This is a genomic window from Acidobacteriota bacterium (assembly GCA_018001935.1).
Classification (GTDB): Bacteria; Acidobacteriota; JAAYUB01; order JAAYUB01; family JAAYUB01; genus JAGNHB01.
Map to the genome: position 1 here is coordinate 32,414 of JAGNHB010000005.1, position 17,528 is coordinate 49,941.

At 67.3% G+C, this 17,528-nt stretch carries 15 protein-coding genes; 14 read left to right on the forward strand and 1 reads right to left on the reverse strand.

Annotated features, from left to right (window positions below):
• The first annotated feature begins 685 nt into the window (after positions 1–685).
• Complete coding sequence (locus KA419_03305) at positions 686–1,267, forward strand: hypothetical protein (GenBank protein ID MBP7864953.1); 582 nt, start codon at positions 686–688, stop codon at positions 1,265–1,267.
• 70 nt (positions 1,268–1,337) lie between these two features.
• Positions 1,338–2,876, forward strand: coding sequence for a right-handed parallel beta-helix repeat-containing protein (locus KA419_03310; protein ID MBP7864954.1), 1,539 nt, complete (start codon positions 1,338–1,340; stop codon positions 2,874–2,876).
• Between the two features lie 368 nt (positions 2,877–3,244).
• Here KA419_03310 and KA419_03315 read toward each other — a convergent pair whose 3' ends face one another.
• Positions 3,245–5,101: a radical SAM protein gene (locus tag KA419_03315; GenBank protein MBP7864955.1), complete on the reverse strand. Its 1,857-nt coding sequence runs from the start codon at positions 5,099–5,101 to the stop codon at positions 3,245–3,247.
• 323 nt (positions 5,102–5,424) lie between these two features.
• Here KA419_03315 and KA419_03320 point away from each other — a divergent pair, with 323 nt between their 5' ends.
• From KA419_03320 to KA419_03375, 12 genes are all read left to right on the forward strand, one after another.
• Positions 5,425–6,552, forward strand: a complete 1,128-nt coding sequence (locus KA419_03320; GenBank protein MBP7864956.1) for a TonB family protein — start codon at positions 5,425–5,427, stop codon at positions 6,550–6,552.
• A gap of 105 nt (positions 6,553–6,657) precedes the next feature.
• Complete coding sequence (locus tag KA419_03325; GenBank protein MBP7864957.1) at positions 6,658–7,833, forward strand: ATP-binding protein; 1,176 nt, start codon at positions 6,658–6,660, stop codon at positions 7,831–7,833.
• A gap of 111 nt (positions 7,834–7,944) precedes the next feature.
• Positions 7,945–8,694, forward strand: coding sequence for a hypothetical protein (locus tag KA419_03330; protein MBP7864958.1), 750 nt, complete (start codon positions 7,945–7,947; stop codon positions 8,692–8,694).
• 2 nt (positions 8,695–8,696) lie between these two features.
• Entirely contained in the window at positions 8,697–9,872 is a 1,176-nt protein-coding gene (locus tag KA419_03335; protein ID MBP7864959.1) for an acetyl-CoA acetyltransferase, read from the forward strand.
• A gap of 1 nt (position 9,873) precedes the next feature.
• Complete coding sequence (locus tag KA419_03340) at positions 9,874–10,221, forward strand: OB-fold domain-containing protein (protein MBP7864960.1); 348 nt, start codon at positions 9,874–9,876, stop codon at positions 10,219–10,221.
• Positions 10,218–11,039: a DUF2877 domain-containing protein gene (locus KA419_03345; protein ID MBP7864961.1), complete on the forward strand. Its 822-nt coding sequence runs from the start codon at positions 10,218–10,220 to the stop codon at positions 11,037–11,039. Before KA419_03340 ends, KA419_03345 begins: the two co-directional genes overlap by 4 nt.
• A gap of 154 nt (positions 11,040–11,193) precedes the next feature.
• Positions 11,194–12,759, forward strand: coding sequence for an acyl-CoA synthetase FdrA (fdrA, locus tag KA419_03350; GenBank protein ID MBP7864962.1), 1,566 nt, complete (start codon positions 11,194–11,196; stop codon positions 12,757–12,759).
• 17 nt (positions 12,760–12,776) lie between these two features.
• Entirely contained in the window at positions 12,777–14,183 is a 1,407-nt protein-coding gene (locus KA419_03355; GenBank protein MBP7864963.1) for a DUF1116 domain-containing protein, read from the forward strand.
• Between the two features lie 433 nt (positions 14,184–14,616).
• Complete coding sequence (locus KA419_03360) at positions 14,617–15,435, forward strand: cyclase family protein (protein MBP7864964.1); 819 nt, start codon at positions 14,617–14,619, stop codon at positions 15,433–15,435.
• 7 nt (positions 15,436–15,442) lie between these two features.
• Entirely contained in the window at positions 15,443–15,898 is a 456-nt protein-coding gene (locus tag KA419_03365; protein ID MBP7864965.1) for a GxxExxY protein, read from the forward strand.
• A 48-nt stretch (positions 15,899–15,946) separates the two neighbouring features.
• A complete protein-coding gene (locus tag KA419_03370) occupies positions 15,947–16,837 on the forward strand; it encodes a xanthine dehydrogenase family protein subunit M (protein ID MBP7864966.1) in 891 nt (296 codons plus the stop codon).
• Between the two features lie 16 nt (positions 16,838–16,853).
• Entirely contained in the window at positions 16,854–17,321 is a 468-nt protein-coding gene (locus KA419_03375) for a (2Fe-2S)-binding protein (protein MBP7864967.1), read from the forward strand.
• The last annotated feature ends 207 nt before the right edge of the window (positions 17,322–17,528 follow it).

A 17,528-nucleotide genomic window follows, 5' to 3' on the forward strand; every position in this document is an offset into this window, starting at 1 on the left:
AATGCGGCGATTTTCCTTCGGAAACCTGCGCGTGTCTACCGGGACAAATTACCGATCGACCGTGACAAATGCCCTGTCGGGCGGACCCGTCGGCGGCGGGGCCGGGTCGGCCTCTCGCCGGGGCCCCGGGGGATGGGGGAACGATCCGGAGCCGGTCCTTTCCGGACGGCGGCGGCATCGGGATTCCTTCACAGCGAATCAGGGAAAATTCACACTTTACGCGCTTCGCCACCCCCCTATACTGGAAGCATGAGAGGGAGGTCCCGGTTGCCCGTGAAACGGCCGGGGACTTCGGGGAGGCACCATGAAAAGCCCGTTGTCCGGCGAGGCCGTTCATCCGAAGAAGCAGGGGTATCGTCCATCCCGCGTGCACACGCGGCCGGCGTTCATCCACTGGGCCGAGCACCTGCCGCAGACGGTGTTCGAGACGGATGCCGAGGGGTTCTTCACCTATGCCAACACCCACGGCCTGAAGACGTTCGGCATGTCGGAAGAGGACCTGCGCCGGGGGATCCACGCCGCCGAGGTGGTGGCGGAGGAGGACCGGGAACGCGTGCGGCGAAACCTGGGGAGGGTCCTTGCCGGAAAGGTATCGCGGGGGGCCGAGTATCTCGCCCGGCGAAAGGACGGCCGCCTGTTCCCCGTCATGGTCTATGCGGGCCCGATTCGCTCGGGAGGGGCGGTGATGGGTGTCCAGGGCATCATCGTGGACGTCACGTCGCGGAAACTGGCGGAGGCGGAGAAGCTTCACGACCGGAACCTCCAGGCGATGGGCCAGGTGGCGGGCGGGGTGGCGCACGACTTCAACGACATCCTGGCGGGAATCCTGGGGAGCCTGTCGTTGATGCGGGTCCTGGAGGACGATCAACCCGGCGTCATGAACCTGGTGGACGAGATCGAAAAGGCCTGCGACCGTGCCGCCGGCCTGACGGCACGACTCCTGGTGATCCGCTGCCCGGGACGGCTGTCGTTCAAACCGGGGACCTACCTGCGCATCCGGGTTCGGGACGACGGGCCGGGGATCCCGCCGGAGAACCTCCCGCGCCTCTTCGAGCCGTTCTTCTCCACCCGTGGCGTCGGAAGGGGCTTCGGGCTGTCCATCTGCTACTCGGTGGTCCGGCGGCACGGCGGGTTCATCCGGGTCTTGTCCCGTCCCGGACGGGGGGCCCGTTTCGATGTGTACCTCCCGGCGGCTGGCCGGACCGGCCCCGAAACCCTGGCGGCTCCTGCCGGCAGCGCGTTCGCCCCGGTGCCGGGCGTCTGCTGATGGCCTGCGTGCTGGATTCGGGGCCCGATTTACGGTATCCTTCCCCTCATCCTGCTTGGACGGAGTCCCCATGCCGATCAATTCGCAAGCTTCCGAAACCCTGACGCCGGTCGTTTTCCGGTCCCCGAAGCGCCGCCGTTCCCGGACGGGGGCCTGGTTGGGCCTCCTCCTCCTGGCCGGGGCGTTTTCCTGGGCCAGGGCGGCCACCTGGTACGTGGCGACCACGGGCAGCGACGGAAACCCCGGTTCCAGCGCCCAGCCCTGGCTGACCCTCCAGAAAGCCGCGGACGCCGCCCAACCCGGTGACACCGTCATCGTCCGCGCCGGGACCTACGCGGGGTTCCGCTCCAAGCGGGGCGGGTCTTCCGGGCTCCCCATCACGTTCCAGGCCGAGACGGGGGCGACGGTGACCGTCAGCGGGCCGGGCCCGCAGAGCTGGCACGGGAGCGTGATCTGCCTGGAGGGGGACGAGGACGCCGCCCACGGCTGGTGGGTTATCGACGGTTTCGAGGTGACGGGCGCCACCTCGTCTGCGGGCATCGACATCCGCGGTTACGACACCCGGCCCATAACGAACGTCACCATTCGCCGGTGTCACTGCCATCACAACCAGAAATGGGGCATCTTCACCTCCTTCGCCGACGACTTCACGGCCGAGGACAACGAGTGCGACCACTCCGCGGTGGAGCACGGCATCTACCACAGCAACAGCGGCGACCGCGCGGTGATCCGCCGGAACGTCGCCCACGACAACAACGCCGGCGGCATCCAGATCAACGCCGACCCGTCCATGGGCGGCGACGGGATCTCCAGCGCGTGCGAGGTCTCCTTCAACGTCGCCTACGGGAACGGGGCGGCCGGCGGGGCGGCCATCAACCTGGCGTCGGTCCGCAATTCGCTGATCTGCAACAACCTGCTCTACAACAACCGCGCCGGAGGCATCGCCCTGTGGGACGACGGGCAGGGCAACGAATGGGGATGCAAGAGCAACCGCATCCTCTTCAACACGGTGCACATGCCGTCCAACGGCCGGTGGGCCCTCAACATGATCAACGGCAGCACGGGGAACACCGTGCGGAACAACCTTCTCATCCACGACGGCAGCCGGGGCGGACTCGAAACGGACGCCGCCTCCATCGCGGGCCTGGTGAGCGACTACAACGTGCAGCACCAGGTCAGCTACGACGATACCATCCTGTCCCTGGCCCAGTGGCAGGCCCAGCGGAGCCAGGACCTGCACAGCCAGGACCACGGCGCCGCCGCCACCTTCGTCGACCCGGCGTCGGACCACCACCTGCCGGCCGCCGCCTGGGCCCGGAACCACGGCCTGTGCGAGACGGGCGTCACCACCGACCTGGACGGCACAGCGCGCCCCCAGGAGGGGACCTGCGACATCGGCTGTTACGAGTACACGACGGCGGGCCCCCTCCGCGGCGACATCGACGAGAACGGCGTCGTGAACGCGGCGGACGTCTCGCTCCTGGCGGCCTGGCTGGCGGCGAAGCCCATCGCGTACACGGTGACGCTCCCCAAGGCCGACCTCAACGACGACGGCCGCATCGACATCCTCGACCTCGTCGCCCTCCTCCGGACCGCGACGGGCGCTTGAGGGGTCTCTTCGGAAACGGGGGGGGAGTCAGGTCGTCTCTGCCTCACGCCAAGACGCAAAGCCGCCAAGCCTCGCAGAGGAGAGCCGGGGAAATGAATATCTCTGTGAGTTTTTACCTCTTCGCTGCTTTGCGAGAGGCCCTTTTCGCCGATCCCCACCGGGATCAGCCGGAAAATTAACCACGAACCACACGAACGGAGTCAACGGTCTCACTTTCAAAGGGGCCATGGCGAATGAGCACAATGCGGTTGCCGCCTGTTTACCCAGCCGGTATTCACTGTTCTTCCGGCCGTCCTTTTGGTCCTTTGGGTCCCTTTGGTCCTTTCGTCCTTTCTGCATGCCCAGCCGGGCAGAGAGCGCCCTCCGCCTCAACCCGGCTCCCGGAGCAGCCGCAGGAAGACCCTCCGCTCCTCGACGTCGCGTTCCCGGCAGAGCCGCGCGACATCCGTTTCGGGGCCGTCGCACGCGGCGTAGACTTGGCCGGTGATCCCCGACGACTCAGCCCGGTCGGCCAGGTCCTCGTAGGCGTCCAGTGAGCCCGGAAGTGCGAAGACCACGTCGGCGGAGTCGGCCAGTTCGGGGATGAAATCGAGGTGCCGACCGGCGGGCACGTACTGGAAGACCCGGCAGGAGAAGACCCCCGAGGGGTCGTCCCGGAAGTGGTTGAGGCGGTTCCAGTACTGGTCGCCGACGGTGAAGGCCTCCCGGATCCGCATCACCTCGCGCTCGGCGACGGGGCGCTCCGTGCGCAGCACCAGTCGGAAGAGGCCGTAGGGGTTGGTGTCCAGGGCGGCGCGGGCCAGGCGCTCGAGGGCCTTGCGGGCCGCGGGGCGGGAGGGGTCGCCCACCAGGTCCAGGGTGACCACGGCGGCCCAGTTCCGCATCCCGCCCAGGACCGCCTCCAGTTGATCGTCCGGGTTCGACAGGCCCAGGCGCAGGTGGTGGACGAAATCCGTGTCGGGAGGGGTCTCGAACCAGGGGGGAATGTCCAGGAAGTGCCCCCGGTCGAGGACGTCCTCGACTTCGTAGATCCCCTGCAGAAGCGAAGCTTCGTCCCAGGAACCGCCGGAGAGCAGGTAGTAGGGCGGCCTGGGCATGAAGCGCCACCGCCGCGCGATCGCCGTCTCCCGCAGCGCCGTCCCGGGGAGCAGGCTCAGGTGAAAAACCTCGGCGGCGTCGCCCAGGCCGCGCGCCGCCAGCCACTCCAGCGTCGACCGGAACCCGCCGAGGTTGTCCTTCGGGAGGCCCAGGATGACCCCCACCTCGAGTCCCACGCCGGCATCGCGCATGGCGTTCGCCCCCGCCTCGAAAGCTCCCAGGTCGAGCCGGCGGTTGACGCTCCGGCACGCCGCGGCGTGGACGGACTGGAGCCCCACCTCCACGGACCGGAACCCCGCCCGGAAAAAGGACGCGGCCAGAGGCGGGGTGAGGTTCTCCAGGCGCGTCTCGGAGTGGAGGGGGATCCCGCCGGCGTTCCACCGGGCCAGGTTCCCGAGGCGCTCGGCCAGCGCCGGGTCGGCCCCGAAGGAGGGGTCCAGCAGGTAGACGTCCTCGACGCCTTCCCGGCGGGCCCACGCGAAGAAGCGCGCCAGGTAGGCGTCGTCGTGACGCCGCACGGTGGGGACCCGCTTGGCGTAGTTGCAGTAGCTGCACCGGAACGGGCAGCCCCGGGTGGTCTCCAGCAGGCAGTTCCGGTGGGGCCCCGGGGCCAGGAGGCCGACGGAGTAGGGATCGACGGCGCCGGACAGGCTCTCCAGCGGCGGGGCGTGGATCACCCGGGGACGTTCCCCCGCCGGGCGGTCGAGGGCCTCGAGGGCCGGCGGCAAGCCGGTCTCGCCCTCGCCGAAGACCAGGACGTCCACCTCGGGCCGGTCGAGCCAGGGGCCGTCGGGGGTGATCTCGGGCCCGCCCGCGATCACCCGGGTCCCCGGGCGCGCCGCGCGCAACCGGGCGGCCAGGTGCAGGCTCCGTTCGACGTTCCACGCCTGGCAGGTGAGGCAGACCACGTCGGGCTCGCCCGCGAGGCACGCGTCGAGGAGGCGGGCGTCCCCGGCCCGGTCGGCGAGAGACTGGTCGAGGAGCGTGAAGGAGTAACCCTCCAGCAGACCGTGCCGCCGCACGTGCTCGAGGACGTACCCCGCCGCGGTGGGCAGGTTGTTCTCGGCGTAGGAGTACTCGGCGTCGGGGACGCCCAGCTGGATCCAGAGGATGCGTCGCCCTCTCATGGTCACCTCGGGGCCGTGACCGGACGGCCCCGGCGGGCCCCCCGATTCCCGGGGAACCTGTCCGGCGCTTCATCGCCCTGAACCGAACCGGCCCGCCCGGCATCATATCGCCGGGGGGGGCGCGTGGCAACGGTATTTCGCCGGGAACCTTCAACGGTCTCCCGCGTATGGGTTCTGGAAACCGCCGCCCCCGCGGGGGCGAAGACCGCCGGGGCCGGCCGGGGCTTCCGCCCGATGCGGCTCCTCTCGAAAACTTGACACGGTCGGCCCGGGGGGGCGATAATCCGGCTGACGCGGGAAGACCGGCCGGAAAAGGAGAACACATGCGAGACACATTGTGCAAGATATTCAGGGGAAAAGCCATTTGGACGGCCCGTCTCCAGTGGGCGCTCTTCCTGGCCGCGCTGGCCTGGTTCCCGGGGGGCCCCGCGCGGGCCCTGGCGAACCCCCTGCCGGCGGGATCGAGCGCGGTCTCGTCGAAGAAGCTGCCGCCCAAAATCGACGCCATACAGAATTTCCACTGGGTCGACCACCGTCTCTGCCGGGGCGGGCAGGTCCAGAAAAGCCAGTTCAAGCTGCTGAAGGAAGCCGGCGTCACCACCGTCCTGAACCTGCGCGAGGACTTCAAGGAGTGGGAACAGGCCGAGGCCGAGAAAGCGGGGCTGAAGTATCTCAACATCCCCATGAGTTCCACCCGCTACCCCTCCGACGAGGAGGTCCGGAAAATCGTGGAGTACATCGGGACGCCCGAGAGCACGGACGTCGTCTACGTCCACTGTGCCGGCGGCAAGCACCGGACGGGCGGCGCCGTCGCGGTCTACCGCATCCTCTACTACGGCTGGGACTTCGACAAGGTCTACCGTGAGATGGAGGAGTGCTGGTTCTACACGGCGGGCGGACACGAGTGCTACAAGGACTTCGTGCAGAAGTTCGCGGCGGACCAGGCGCAGGGCCGCAACGCCGACCTGATGGCCCTGGGCCGCCGGTCGTTCTCCGCCCGCGAGGGGGGGGCGAACCCGGCCGCGGTGCCCTCGGCCGTGGCCGAAGTCCCGGTTGCCGCCGCCCCGGAGGTTGCGGCCGGTGAAACGACGGCCCAGCCGGACCCTGCCCAGCCCCCCGCAACCGGCGCCCCCGATGAACCCCCGGCGGTCGCCGTGGACCCCGCCGTCCCCGTGGACGAGGTGGCCCTCACCACCCAGCCCCGGCTGGTGGAGCGGGTGAGCCCCCGGCTGCCCGATACCGCCAAGACGGCCAAGGTCTACGGGAAAGTGGTCCTGTCCGTGGTGATCACCCCGTCGGGGAAGGTGTCCGACATCAAGGTGACCAAGGGGCCCAAGATCCTGCGGGGCGCCGCCGTCGAGGCCGTGAAACAGTGGCGCTACACCCCGGGGACCGTCCGGGGCGTGAAGGTCCCCGTCAACAAGACCATCGAGATCAACTTCGACCGGTGACCGGGCCCAACCCGGACAATCCGGAGTTGAACCACGAACCACACGAAGGTTTAACCAAAAGAAAATGCACTTGCATATAGTTAAACCATATGCAAGAATGATTGCATGTGGGAAAGAAGCTTTTGGCTGAAGCAATTGGAAATCCTTTTCAACCGGCGGTCGATCGTCTGGTTGTACGGGGCCCGGCGTTCGGGGAAAACGGTTCTTTGTCGGATGTGGCCGGATTCAGAGTACTTCGATTGTGAGCTGCCCCGCGTTCGGCGGCAGGTCGAGGACCCCGAAGCTTTCTGGGGGGGACTGCGGGGCAAGAGAGTCGTGCTCGACGAGGTGCACCGCCTTGGCAACCCATCCGAGGTGTTGAAGATTGCCGCCGACCATTTCCCGGACATCCGCGTCCTGGCCACGGGGCCTTCCACTTTGGGCCCTTCCCGCCGCTTTCGCGACACGTTGACCGGGCGGAAGCACGACCTGTGGCTCACCCCCATGATCACCACGGACCTGAGGGATTCTGGGATCACGGACCTGGACCGCCGCTTCCACCGGGGGGGATTGCCCCCTTTCTTTCTGGGAGAGACCGTTCACGAAGCGGATTATCAGGACTGGATGGACGGTTTCTGGGCCAAGGACATTCAAGAGATGTTCCGGCTTGGACGGCGGCATTCCTTTCAGCGGTTTTTCGAGATGGTCATGGCGAACAGCGGGGGGATTTTCGAAGCCACCCGATATGCCGGACCCTGCGAAATCAGTCGGCCCACGGTCGCCCATTACCTTTCGATCCTGGAAGCCACCCGGGTTGCGCACATCCTCAGGCCTTTCAACAGCCGAAGAATGTCTGAAATCGTTTCCGCGCCCAAGGTTTACGGTTTCGACACCGGTTTCGTGTGCTATCACCGCGGTTGGCATACCCTCCGCAACGAGGACCGGGGATTGCTCTGGGAGCACTTCGTGCTGAATGAAATTCAGGGCAGGCTTCAGAGGATGCGGATCGGCTACTGGCGCGACAAGTCCGGGCATGAGGTCGACCTGGTGGTCACCTCGCCCGGACAGCCCCTGGTCGCCATCGAGTGCAAGGCTTCCGCATCCTCCTTCGAACCCGAGGGGCTCAGGGCCTTCCTCCACCGGTACCCGGAGTCCCTCGCTCGGGTCGTCGCCATGGACGTGACCCGGCCCTTCCTTCGAAGGGACGGTCCGTTCCGGATCGAGTTCGTGGATCTGGACGGTCTCGTCCGGCTCCTGACGGTGGGGGGGGCACCGGACGGGTCCGAAGGAAATTCCCCTTGATCCTGTTTGCCCCGGAGTGTTATATTTCCACAATATCGGCTCTCCCCACCGGGTCTGCCGTCCGGGTTCAAACAACCCTTGGACTATCCCAATCATTTCATAGGAGGTAACATGTCGGTCGATCTGGAGAAGATTCTTCGCCCGACGGACACCCCCATGCCCCCTTTCCCGCCGAAGTACATGACGCTTGCCGGGGGGGAGGAAATGGTGGTCCGCCAGGTCACCCCGGAAGAGATTCCGTCCATTCTGCCCTTTGTCGAACCGCTGATCCACGTCGAACGGGACTTCTACGACATCGTGGCCGTCCGGGTCTACGCGGAGCTGCTGGGCTACTACCGGCACCGGGTTCAGGACGAGTACGTGCTGATCGCCCAGATCGACGGCGAAATCGCCGCCATCGTCAACGGGCGCCGGTTGAGTGCGGACGTCGGGGTGTCCTACCACACCCTGTCCCTGCGCCGCGGGCTGCGGGTGGGCGCCCACGCCTTCGCCACCAAGATGGAGTACCACATGGACATCCTGGGGCAGAAGGAAGTGCTCATCGTCGCCGAATCCCCCATCGGGTTCCGCCGCTGGATGATCGAGTACAAGCTGGAAAAGCGCTTCGAGATTCCCCACGAACTGGGTGGATGCCCCTCCTGGTCCCTGACCCGCGACCTGTTCGAGGCGGCGCGGGGCAGCCTGGTGGTTGGCCGCCGGCCGGTGCCCAAGCACCTGCTGGACAAGGCCATGGCCGGAATCCTGCCGCCGTCGGACCCGCCCAAGGCGCCCGCGGACCTGCTGGCCGCCACCCGGTCCCTCTACGACGGGACGGGGACGGCCCTGATGTCCCAGGCCTGGAAACTGCAGGGAGGGGAATAGCCATGAGAGAAGTATACGCCGTCGGGATCGGCATCACCAGTTTCACCCGCCTGGAGTACCCCCTCTCCGAAATCGCCGCGTACGCGGGCATGATGGCCATGCGCGACGCCGGCCTGAGCACCGTTGACCACATCTACGTGGCCAACATGGGCGCCGGCCGTCTCAACCACCAGACCGGCCTGGCCAGCGCGGTGGTGGACAGCTTGAGCCTCACCCCCGCCGGGGCGGAGGTCATCGAGAACGGCCCGGCTTCCGGCGCGTCGGCCATCAAGACCGGTTACATGGCCGTGGCCTCCGGGCTGCACGACGTGGTCATGGTCATTGGCGCCGAGCGGATGCGCGAGGCCAACAACCTCGAGACCACCGACTTCGTGGCCACCCTCACCCACCCCATCGCCGAGTACGTCTACGGCGTGACGCTGCCGTCGCTGGCGGCCATGTTCACGCGGCTGTACATGGAGAAGTACGGGGTCACCGAGCGGCACCTGGCCATGGTGGCCGTGAAAAACCACGACAACGCCCTGGACAACTTCTTCGCGCACCTGCACGAGAAGATCACCCTGGCGGGCATCCTCGACTCGCCGGAAGCCTCCACCAACAACCCGTACGTCTCGGAGCCCCTGCGGTTCTTCGACTGCTGCCCCGTCTCCGACGGCGGCGCCTGCGTCATCCTGGCGTCGGCCGACGTGGCCCGGAAGCTTGGCAAGCCCATGGTTCGCCTGGCGGGCGTCGGGCAGGCCACCGACACCCACGCGGTCCACGAGCGGGAGGACCCGACCGAGCTGACCGCCGTGCGGCTCGCGGCCCAGAAGGCCATGACGATGGCGGGCATCCAGCCGTCCGACGTCAGCGTGGCTGAACTCCATGACGCCTTCACCATCCTGGAGATCGTGGAGAGCGAGGAAGTCGGCTTCTTCCCCAAGGGCCAGGGGCACCTCGCCCTGGAACGGGGCGAGACCCGCATCGGCGGGAAGATCCCCATCAACACCTCGGGTGGCCTGAAAGCGAAGGGGCACCCCGTGGGCGCCACCGGCGTCGGCCAGGCCCACGAGATCATCCTTCAGCTGCGCGGCGAAGCGAAGAAGCGGCAGGTCAAGGACGCGAAGGTGGGGTTCACCTGCAACTTCGGCGGCTTCGGCAACAACGTCGTCTGCCTCACCTTCATCCGGGAGGAGTGACATGAAGAGGAACGTTTACGGTTACAAGTGCCTTCAGTGCGGGCACATCAACTATCCCTACCGGATGCGCTGCCGGAAGTGTGGCAAGACCGAGTACACCGACTTCGAACTGGTCGCCCTTCCGACGAAAGGCAAGCTCCTGACCTTCACCCGGCTGTACAACCTGCCGTCCGACTACGCGGTGGCGACCCTTCAGCTCGGGATCGTGGAACTGGAGAACGGCGTCCGTGTGATGGGGCAGCTCCACATCCCCAACCCGGCCATGGGCATGAACGTGGAGGCCAAGGTCGACGTGGTGCGCCGGACGGACTACGACAACTTCTACGGCATGATCTTCTACCCGGCATGAAGCTCCTGCGGGTCGGCGACGGGGTCGGGAGGGGGAGGTGGGCCTTCCACTCCCGGTTCCGGCGCTGTCTCAACTTCTTCGACGGGGAGACGCTGGTGACGGTGGCCCTCCCCGAACTCGGCGCCGGGCCGCACCGCCTCGTGACGGACCGGCTCCCGGAGACCGGAGAGGGCCCTTTGACGGTGGACAGCGGCCGGGTGTATTTCGCCGGCCGCTGTCATGTTTTTTCGGATGCGCAGATCTACCGCAGTCGGCCTGACTGGGGATGCCCGGACCCGGGCCTTCTGTCGGCGGGTCTCGGCTCTTTGCAGCGGGTTCTGACCGACCGGGCCCCGGCAGGCAGCCTGGTGTGGCTGATGGGCGGGCGTCCCCCCGACGACGCCGGGTCGGCCTTCGATCGCGAACTCTTCCGGCGCCTCGGTGAAGGCGCCGCCCTCCTCCTCGGGGCGGACCCGCCGGCAGGGGCCCGGCTCCTGCGCGGAGTGGGCCGCGGGCTGACCCCCTCGGGGGACGACCTGCTGGCGGGGGCCCTCCACGGCTGGCGCCTGGCCCAAGCCTGGGACGGGGTGAGCCGGGAATCCCGGATTCGGGCCGTCTACGACGAGAGCCGCGGGGACAACCCCTTCTCCGCGACCTTTCTGCGGGAAGCCCGTGACGGGCGCGTTTTCGAGCACCTGGAGGGCCTGGTGCGGGCCCTGATGTCGGGGTCGGCCGGGGCGGTGGAGGCAGCGGCCGAGAGGCTTCTCGGGGTGGGGGACACGTCCGGTGCCGACCTGGCGACGGGCCTCTGGCTGGCCCTCGCCCGGAACGTGAGTTGAGGGGTCGTCCCGATCATTGAGATCGGTATCGGTATCGCGATCGCAGTCGCTGTCGGATTCGATAGCGATGGCGATACCGATAGCGATACCGATAGCGATACCGATACCGATGTTTTGTGGTGAATTGGTAATTTTTTTGGCAAGGAAAGAAGCTATGACGGTCAAGGGCAGGATCAAGCAGGGAGAGTATTTCGACTCCGTGACCCTCATGCTGGCCGGGCGGGAGATCGCCGGCCTGGAGGGGGTGCTGGACGCGGCGGTGGTCATGGGGACGCGGGAGAACCTCGCCATCCTGGAAACCTCGGGCCTTCGGTGCCCGGAATTCGAGGGCGCGAAGGACGCCGACCTCCTGCTGGCGGTGAAGGCGGCGGACGAGGCCGCGGCCGACCGGGCCCTCGGGGCGGCGGACGGCCTGCTGGCCAACCGTCGCCGGAGAGCGGCCTCGACCGGCTCGGAAATGGCGCCCCGGAGCCTCGAGGGCGCGCTGAAAGTCCTTCCGGGCAGCCGGCTGGCCCTCATCTCCGTGGCGGGGCGCTACGCCGGCGGGGAAGCCCGCAAGGCCCTCGACCACGGGCTTCACGTCATGCTCTTCTCCGACAACGTCTCCCTGGAGACGGAGATCGACCTCAAGCGCTGCGCCCGGGACCGGGGACTCCTGGTGATGGGCCCCGACTGCGGCACGGCCATCGTCAACGGCGTCCCGCTGGGCTTCGCCAACGTGGTGGCCCGGGGCGGGGTGGGTATCGTGGCGGCTTCGGGAACGGGGTGCCAGGAGGTTTCCGTCATCGTCTCCCGCGCCGGCGCCGGCGTCTCCCAGGCCCTGGGGACCGGCGGCCGCGACGTGAAGAAGGACGTGGGCGGCCTGATGTTCCTGGAGGCGCTGAAGGCCCTGGCCGCGGACCCGGACACCCGGGTGATCCTGCTGGTCTCCAAGCCCCCCCACCCCGAGGTGCTCGAGCGCGTCGCCGGGGTCTGCCGGGGGATCGGGAAGCCCGTGGTCTCGGTCTTCCTGGGGGCGCCGCCCGAACTGGCGGGCGCCTTCTCCACCCACGCCGCCGCCACCCTCGAGGAGGGCGCCCTGGTGGCGGCCCGCATCGCCCGCGACGGGGCGCAGGCGGCCGCTTCCGCCGTGGAGGCCGTCCGGAAGGAGTTGTACGCCCGGCAGATCGTCCTGTTTGACGAGGCCGAGCGCGAGGCCCGGACGATCCCCGCCGGGCGCCGCTATCTCCGGGGCCTGTTCAGCGGGGGCACTTTCTGCTCGGAAGCCCAGATCATCCTCCAGGGGAAGCTGGGGCCCCTGTGGTCCAATGCCCCGGCGGGCGGGGCCGCCCTGCTCGAGGACCCGCTCCGCAGCCGGGAGAACACCCTCGTGGACCTCGGCGAGGACGTCTTCACCGTGGGGCGGCCGCACCCGATGATCGACTTCGACCTCCGGAAGCGGCGGATCTCCGAGGAGGCCGCCGATCCCGAAACCGCGGTGATCCTCCTGGACGTGGTCCTGGGCTACGGCTCCCACGAGGACCCCGCCGGGGAACTGGTTCCCGGGATCCGGGAGGCCGCCCGTCACCACGTCCGGGTGGTTTGCTCGGTCACGGGGACGGACGACGACCCCCAGAACCGTTCGGCGGTCGAGGAGGCCCTGCAGCGCGCGGGCGCGCTGGTCATGCCGTCCAACGCCGCGGCGGCCCTGTTCGCGGGCACGATCTGCGCCCGGATTTGACGAGGAGGAAGAAGATCATGGCGATCAGCGACTTGTTCGGAGACGGGTTGAAGGTGGTGAACATCGGCCTGGAGAGCTTCGCGGAGAGCATCCGGCGGGCCGGTGGGGAGTCGGTCCACGTGGACTGGCGTCCGCCCGCCGACCTCGACCCCGCGGCGACGGAACGCGTCCGGGCCCGGGCGGAAACCATCCGTGAAGCCAACGACCGGGCGGTGAAGGTCTTCCTGGCCGGTGCGCCCTTCCTGGTGGGCATGGGCAAGGCCGTGGACGTCGTCCCCGGCATGCGGAAGGACCTCCTGCTCCACGCCGGCCCGCCCGTCACCTGGGACCGGATGTGCGGCCCCATGCGCGGCGCGGTGATGGGCGCCCTGATCTACGAGGGGATGGCGGCGTCGCCCGGGGAAGCCGAGAAGCTGGCCGCCTCGGGGGCGATCTCCTTCGACCCGTGCCACGAGCACGGCGCTGTCGGGCCCATGGCCGGCGTGGTGTCAGCCTCCATGCCGGTTTTCATCCTTCGCAACGAGACGTCCGGCAACCTCGCCTTCACCACCCAGAACGAGGGGCTCGGCAAGGTCCTGCGGTACGGTGCCTACAGCGAGGAAGTGATCCGGCGCCTGAAGTGGATGGAGGACACGCTCTACCCCACGCTGAAACGGGCGATCGAGCATCTCGGGAAGATCGACCTGAAGGCCGTCATCGCCCAGGCCCTCCACATGGGGGACGAGGTCCACAACCGGAACCGGGCGGCCACGTCCCTCCTCTACCGGGCCCTGGCGCCCGCCGTGGTGCGGACGGCCCCGGACCCGGAGATCGCCGCCGCGGTCCTGGACTTCATCGGGGGGAACGACCACTTCTTCCTGAACCTGTCCATGGCCACGTGCAAAGCGTTGCTCGACCCCCTGGCGGGGATCCCCGGCTGCAGCCTGGTGACCGTCATGGCCCGGAACGGGACCGACTTCGGGGTGAAGGTCTCCGGGACCGGCCCCCGCTGGTTCACGGGGCCGGCGCCGGTGCCGGACGCCCTCTATTTCCCGGGCTTTTCCAAGGCGGATGCCAACCCCGACATCGGCGACAGCGCCATCACGGAGACGGGGAGCCTCGGCGGGTTCGCCATCGCCGCGGCCCCCGCCATCGTCCAGTTCGTGGGGGGGGACGCCGCGGACGCGGCCGGCTACACGCTGCAGATGTACGAGATCACCGCGGCGGAGCACAACGCCTGGCAGATCCCGACCCTGAACTTCCGGGGAACCCCCGTCGGGATCGACGTCATCAAAGTGGCAACCACGGGCGTGCTCCCCTTCATCGACACCGGGGTGGCCCACAAGGACCCCGGCGTCGGGCAGGTGGGGGCCGGTGTCCTGAGCGCCCCCATGGAACCGTTCCGGAAGGCGTTCGAAGCATTCGGCGAAGCGTTGGGGGGGTAGGAGACAGAATACAGAATTCAGAATAAAGAACTTGGGAGACGGGAGGAGGATGTTGGAAGGGAGACGTCGGAATTCGGGCCGTGGGGGGGCAGATGGGGCAGACAGGATTTGACCCGGGGAAGCAAACCCGGGATAGCCTGCGGGACGTGCAGCCCCTCGTTTTCTGCCGGCAGCCCGGTACCGCTCCGGTCGCTGCCGGGAATGCCGTGCCTTCGCCCCCGACCTTCCCGTCCCCGGCCAAGCCGTTCCCAAAACCTCCCAAGCCCCATAATCCCCATGACTCCCATGACTCCCATGATTCCCATGATTCCCATAACTCCCATGACTCCCGCCGGTCTGACAGGCCCTCGAAGCCCGTTCACCTGACCCCCGGCCTCTCCCCCCGTCTCCCGACCCCTCGAAACACAGAACCTAGAAACCCACCGGAGGACATATGAAAACCAAGGAATTCCTGAAGTTCATGAACGACGTCAAGATGTACGACCTCACCCAGCGGCTGAGCGTCCACACGCCCCCCTGGCCCAGTTACATGCCCCTGGGCATCCAGTACTTCAAGCGCATCGCCGGCGCCCACATGGGGCAGGGCGCCAACGGCCAGATCATCACCACCAGCAACCACGTGGGGACCCACATGGACGGCGAGGTCCACTTCTACCCCAGCGGGCGGCCCATCGGCGACGTGCCCCTGGACGAGTGGGTGGGCCCCGGCGCCGTGGCCGACATCTCCGACGACGTGGAGGACTACGGCCTCTACAGCCCCGACATGATCACCAAGCGGGTGGACGTGAAGAAGGGCGACATCCTCATCATCAACACCGGGTACCACCGCTACGCCTGGGACCAGCCGGGAGCCGACGAGATCCGCTACTTCGTCAAGCACCCCGGACCGGGGCCGGAGTTCCACGAGTGGGCCCTGGACATGAAACTGAAGTGGATCGGCGTGGACTGCGGCTCGGCGGACCACCCCATGAACACCATCATCCGGAACTGGCACCCCGCCCGCTTCACCGAGGCCGAGGCCAAGCTGAAGAAGGATTACGGCAAGGGCTGGGACGAGATGTTCCCCCCGGAGACCTACTACCAGGTCATGCACCTGAAGCTCTTCCCGAAGAAACTGGTGCACGCGGAGAACCTGGGGGGCGAGATCGACAAGGTCCGCAACCAGCGGGCGTGGATCGGGTGCTTCCCGCTCCGGGGGATCGAGCTGGAGTCGTCGATGTGCCGCATCGTCGCCCTCCTCCCCCCGGAATAACACGTGAATGAACCACGAAATACACGAAATACACGAACGAACGGAATTCTCGGACTTGGTCGAGGTTCGCGCTCCGGCAGAAGAGTACGATTCACTGATCTACAGGGATGAAACGTATCTGATTCAGGGAGCCGTTTTTGAAGTCTATCGAGAGATCGGCTACGGTTTTCTGGAGTCGGTCTACCAGGAATGCATGGAGACCGAGATGTCGGAGAGAGGGATTCCGTTCGAAGCGCAGAAGGAGCTTCCACTATATTTCAAGAAGAAGCTTCTCCAGAAGACATTCAAACCGGATTTTGTGTGTTTCGGAAAGATCATCCTCGAACTGAAGGCGGTAAAGGAAATCATCGAAGAACACAGGGCTCAGCTGTTTAATTATCTGAGAGCGAGTCGGTTCCGATTGGGGCTTTTGGTTAATTTCGGTCATCATCCGAAAGCTACGGTTGAGCGGATCATCCTTTGATTTCGTTTTGTGTATTCCGTGTATTTCGTGGTTGTTTAAGGAGTTGATATGCCCATTTTACACGATTTCGATTATGTGAAACCGTTATCCGTGGTCGAGGCGGTGGGGGTGTTGGCGGTTCACGGGGCGGCGGCCGCGGTGCTGGCCGGCGGGACCGACCTGGTGGGGTGGATGCGCGACGAGCTGGCCACCCCCCGCATGGTGGTGGACGTCAAGGGGATTCCCGAGCTTCGCGGGATCGCGAGGCAGGACGGTTTCCTGCGCATCGGGGCGGCCGTGACCTTCAACGAGCTCCGCGAGTCACCCGAGGTCCGGCGCGAGGCCCCGGTGCTCTGGGAGGCGGCGGGGCGCGTCGGCTCCTGCGGGTTGCGCAACCGGGCCACGCTGGCCGGGAACATCTGCTCGGCCATCCCCTGCTGCGACGGCGGCCCCTCCCTGCTGGCCCTGGACGCCGTGGTGGACCTGGCCGGCCCGTCGGGGGCCCGCACGATCGCCATCCCCGACTGGTTCATCGAAAAACGCAGGACCGCAAAGGCGGACACCGAGCTGGTGACGTCCGTCCGGCTGCCGTTGCCGTCGGGCCCGCACGGTGGAAGTTTCATCAAGCTCGGGCGCTACCGCGGTGAGGACCTGGCCCAGGCTTCCGTGGCGGTCCTGGCCCTGCCGGGGCACGTCCGGCGCGTCGCCTTCGGAGCGGTGGCGGTCAAGCCCTTCCGGGCCCTCAAGCTGGAAGCGCTTCTGGCGGGCAAGCCCCTGACAGACGCCCTCGTCGAGGAAGCCAAAACCCTGCTGTCGCAGGAGATCGCCCCCATCACCGACGTCCGGGCGACCCGGGAGTACCGGAGTCTGGCGACGGCCGTCATGCTTGAGCGTGCCCTCCGGGCGGCGGAAACCCGGCTGGAAGGCAAGGGTCCCGACTACGGCACGCCCCTGATCTGAGCGGGAGGAGAAAAACATGAGCTTCAGGAAGAGCATTCGGTTCACGTTGAACGGGGAGGTCCGGACCCTGGACGTCGACCCGTGGGAGATCCTGCTGGACACCCTGCGGGAGCGACTGGGGATCAAGAGCCCCAAGATCGGCTGCGAGCGGGGCGAGTGCGGCACCTGCACGGTGCTCCTGGACGGGAAGCCTGTCCGGAGCTGCCTGATCCTGGCGGTGGAAGCGGACGGCCGGGAACTGGTCACGGTGGAAGGCCTCAACCGGGACGGCCTCAGCCCGCTCCAGGAGAAGTTCCTGGAGCACAACAGCTTTCAGTGCGGCTTCTGCGCCCCGGGGTTCGTGGTGGCGGCGACGGCGCTGCTGCAGCAGGACCCGTCCCCCGACCGGGAGGCGGTCCGGGAAGCGCTGGACGGGCACCTCTGCCGCTGCACCGGCTACACGCCCATCCTCGACGCCGTCGTCGCCGCCGGGAAGAAGACATGAGCCGTTCTCGCGCAGAGCCGCAGGGCCGCGGAGAAAGATAGCATGGTCTCCACTTGGTTCTTGGGGTGTTCGAGCCTGGTCTCAGCGCCTCTGCGCGGGGCCAGGAAGGGTGACGGTTGCCGAAAATAGCGCTTCCGGCTCTGTGCCTCTGTGCCTCCGTGAGATTATTTCCGGAAAATCTCTCACAGAGGCACGGAGGCACGGAGA

Bases quoted from the DNA above. Each gene is read 5' to 3' on its own strand.
- KA419_03305 (MBP7864953.1), top strand. From the start codon at position 686: ATGGGTGTCCAGGGCATCATCGTGGACGTCACGTCGCGGAAACTGGCG.
- KA419_03325 (MBP7864957.1), top strand. From the start codon at position 6,658: ATGTGGGAAAGAAGCTTTTGGCTGAAGCAATTGGAAATCCTTTTCAAC.
- KA419_03355 (MBP7864963.1), top strand. From the start codon at position 12,777: ATGGCGATCAGCGACTTGTTCGGAGACGGGTTGAAGGTGGTGAACATC.
- KA419_03375 (MBP7864967.1), top strand. From the start codon at position 16,854: ATGAGCTTCAGGAAGAGCATTCGGTTCACGTTGAACGGGGAGGTCCGG.
- KA419_03330 (MBP7864958.1), top strand. From the start codon at position 7,945: ATGTCGGTCGATCTGGAGAAGATTCTTCGCCCGACGGACACCCCCATG.
- KA419_03345 (MBP7864961.1), top strand. From the start codon at position 10,218: ATGAAGCTCCTGCGGGTCGGCGACGGGGTCGGGAGGGGGAGGTGGGCC.
- KA419_03370 (MBP7864966.1), top strand. From the start codon at position 15,947: ATGCCCATTTTACACGATTTCGATTATGTGAAACCGTTATCCGTGGTC.
- KA419_03360 (MBP7864964.1), top strand. From the start codon at position 14,617: ATGAAAACCAAGGAATTCCTGAAGTTCATGAACGACGTCAAGATGTAC.
- KA419_03335 (MBP7864959.1), top strand. From the start codon at position 8,697: ATGAGAGAAGTATACGCCGTCGGGATCGGCATCACCAGTTTCACCCGC.
- KA419_03340 (MBP7864960.1), top strand. From the start codon at position 9,874: ATGAAGAGGAACGTTTACGGTTACAAGTGCCTTCAGTGCGGGCACATC.
- KA419_03320 (MBP7864956.1), top strand. From the start codon at position 5,425: ATGCGAGACACATTGTGCAAGATATTCAGGGGAAAAGCCATTTGGACG.
- KA419_03365 (MBP7864965.1), top strand. From the start codon at position 15,443: ATGAACCACGAAATACACGAAATACACGAACGAACGGAATTCTCGGAC.
- fdrA (MBP7864962.1), top strand. From the start codon at position 11,194: ATGACGGTCAAGGGCAGGATCAAGCAGGGAGAGTATTTCGACTCCGTG.
- KA419_03310 (MBP7864954.1), top strand. From the start codon at position 1,338: ATGCCGATCAATTCGCAAGCTTCCGAAACCCTGACGCCGGTCGTTTTC.
- KA419_03315 (MBP7864955.1), bottom strand. From the start codon at position 5,101: ATGAGAGGGCGACGCATCCTCTGGATCCAGCTGGGCGTCCCCGACGCC.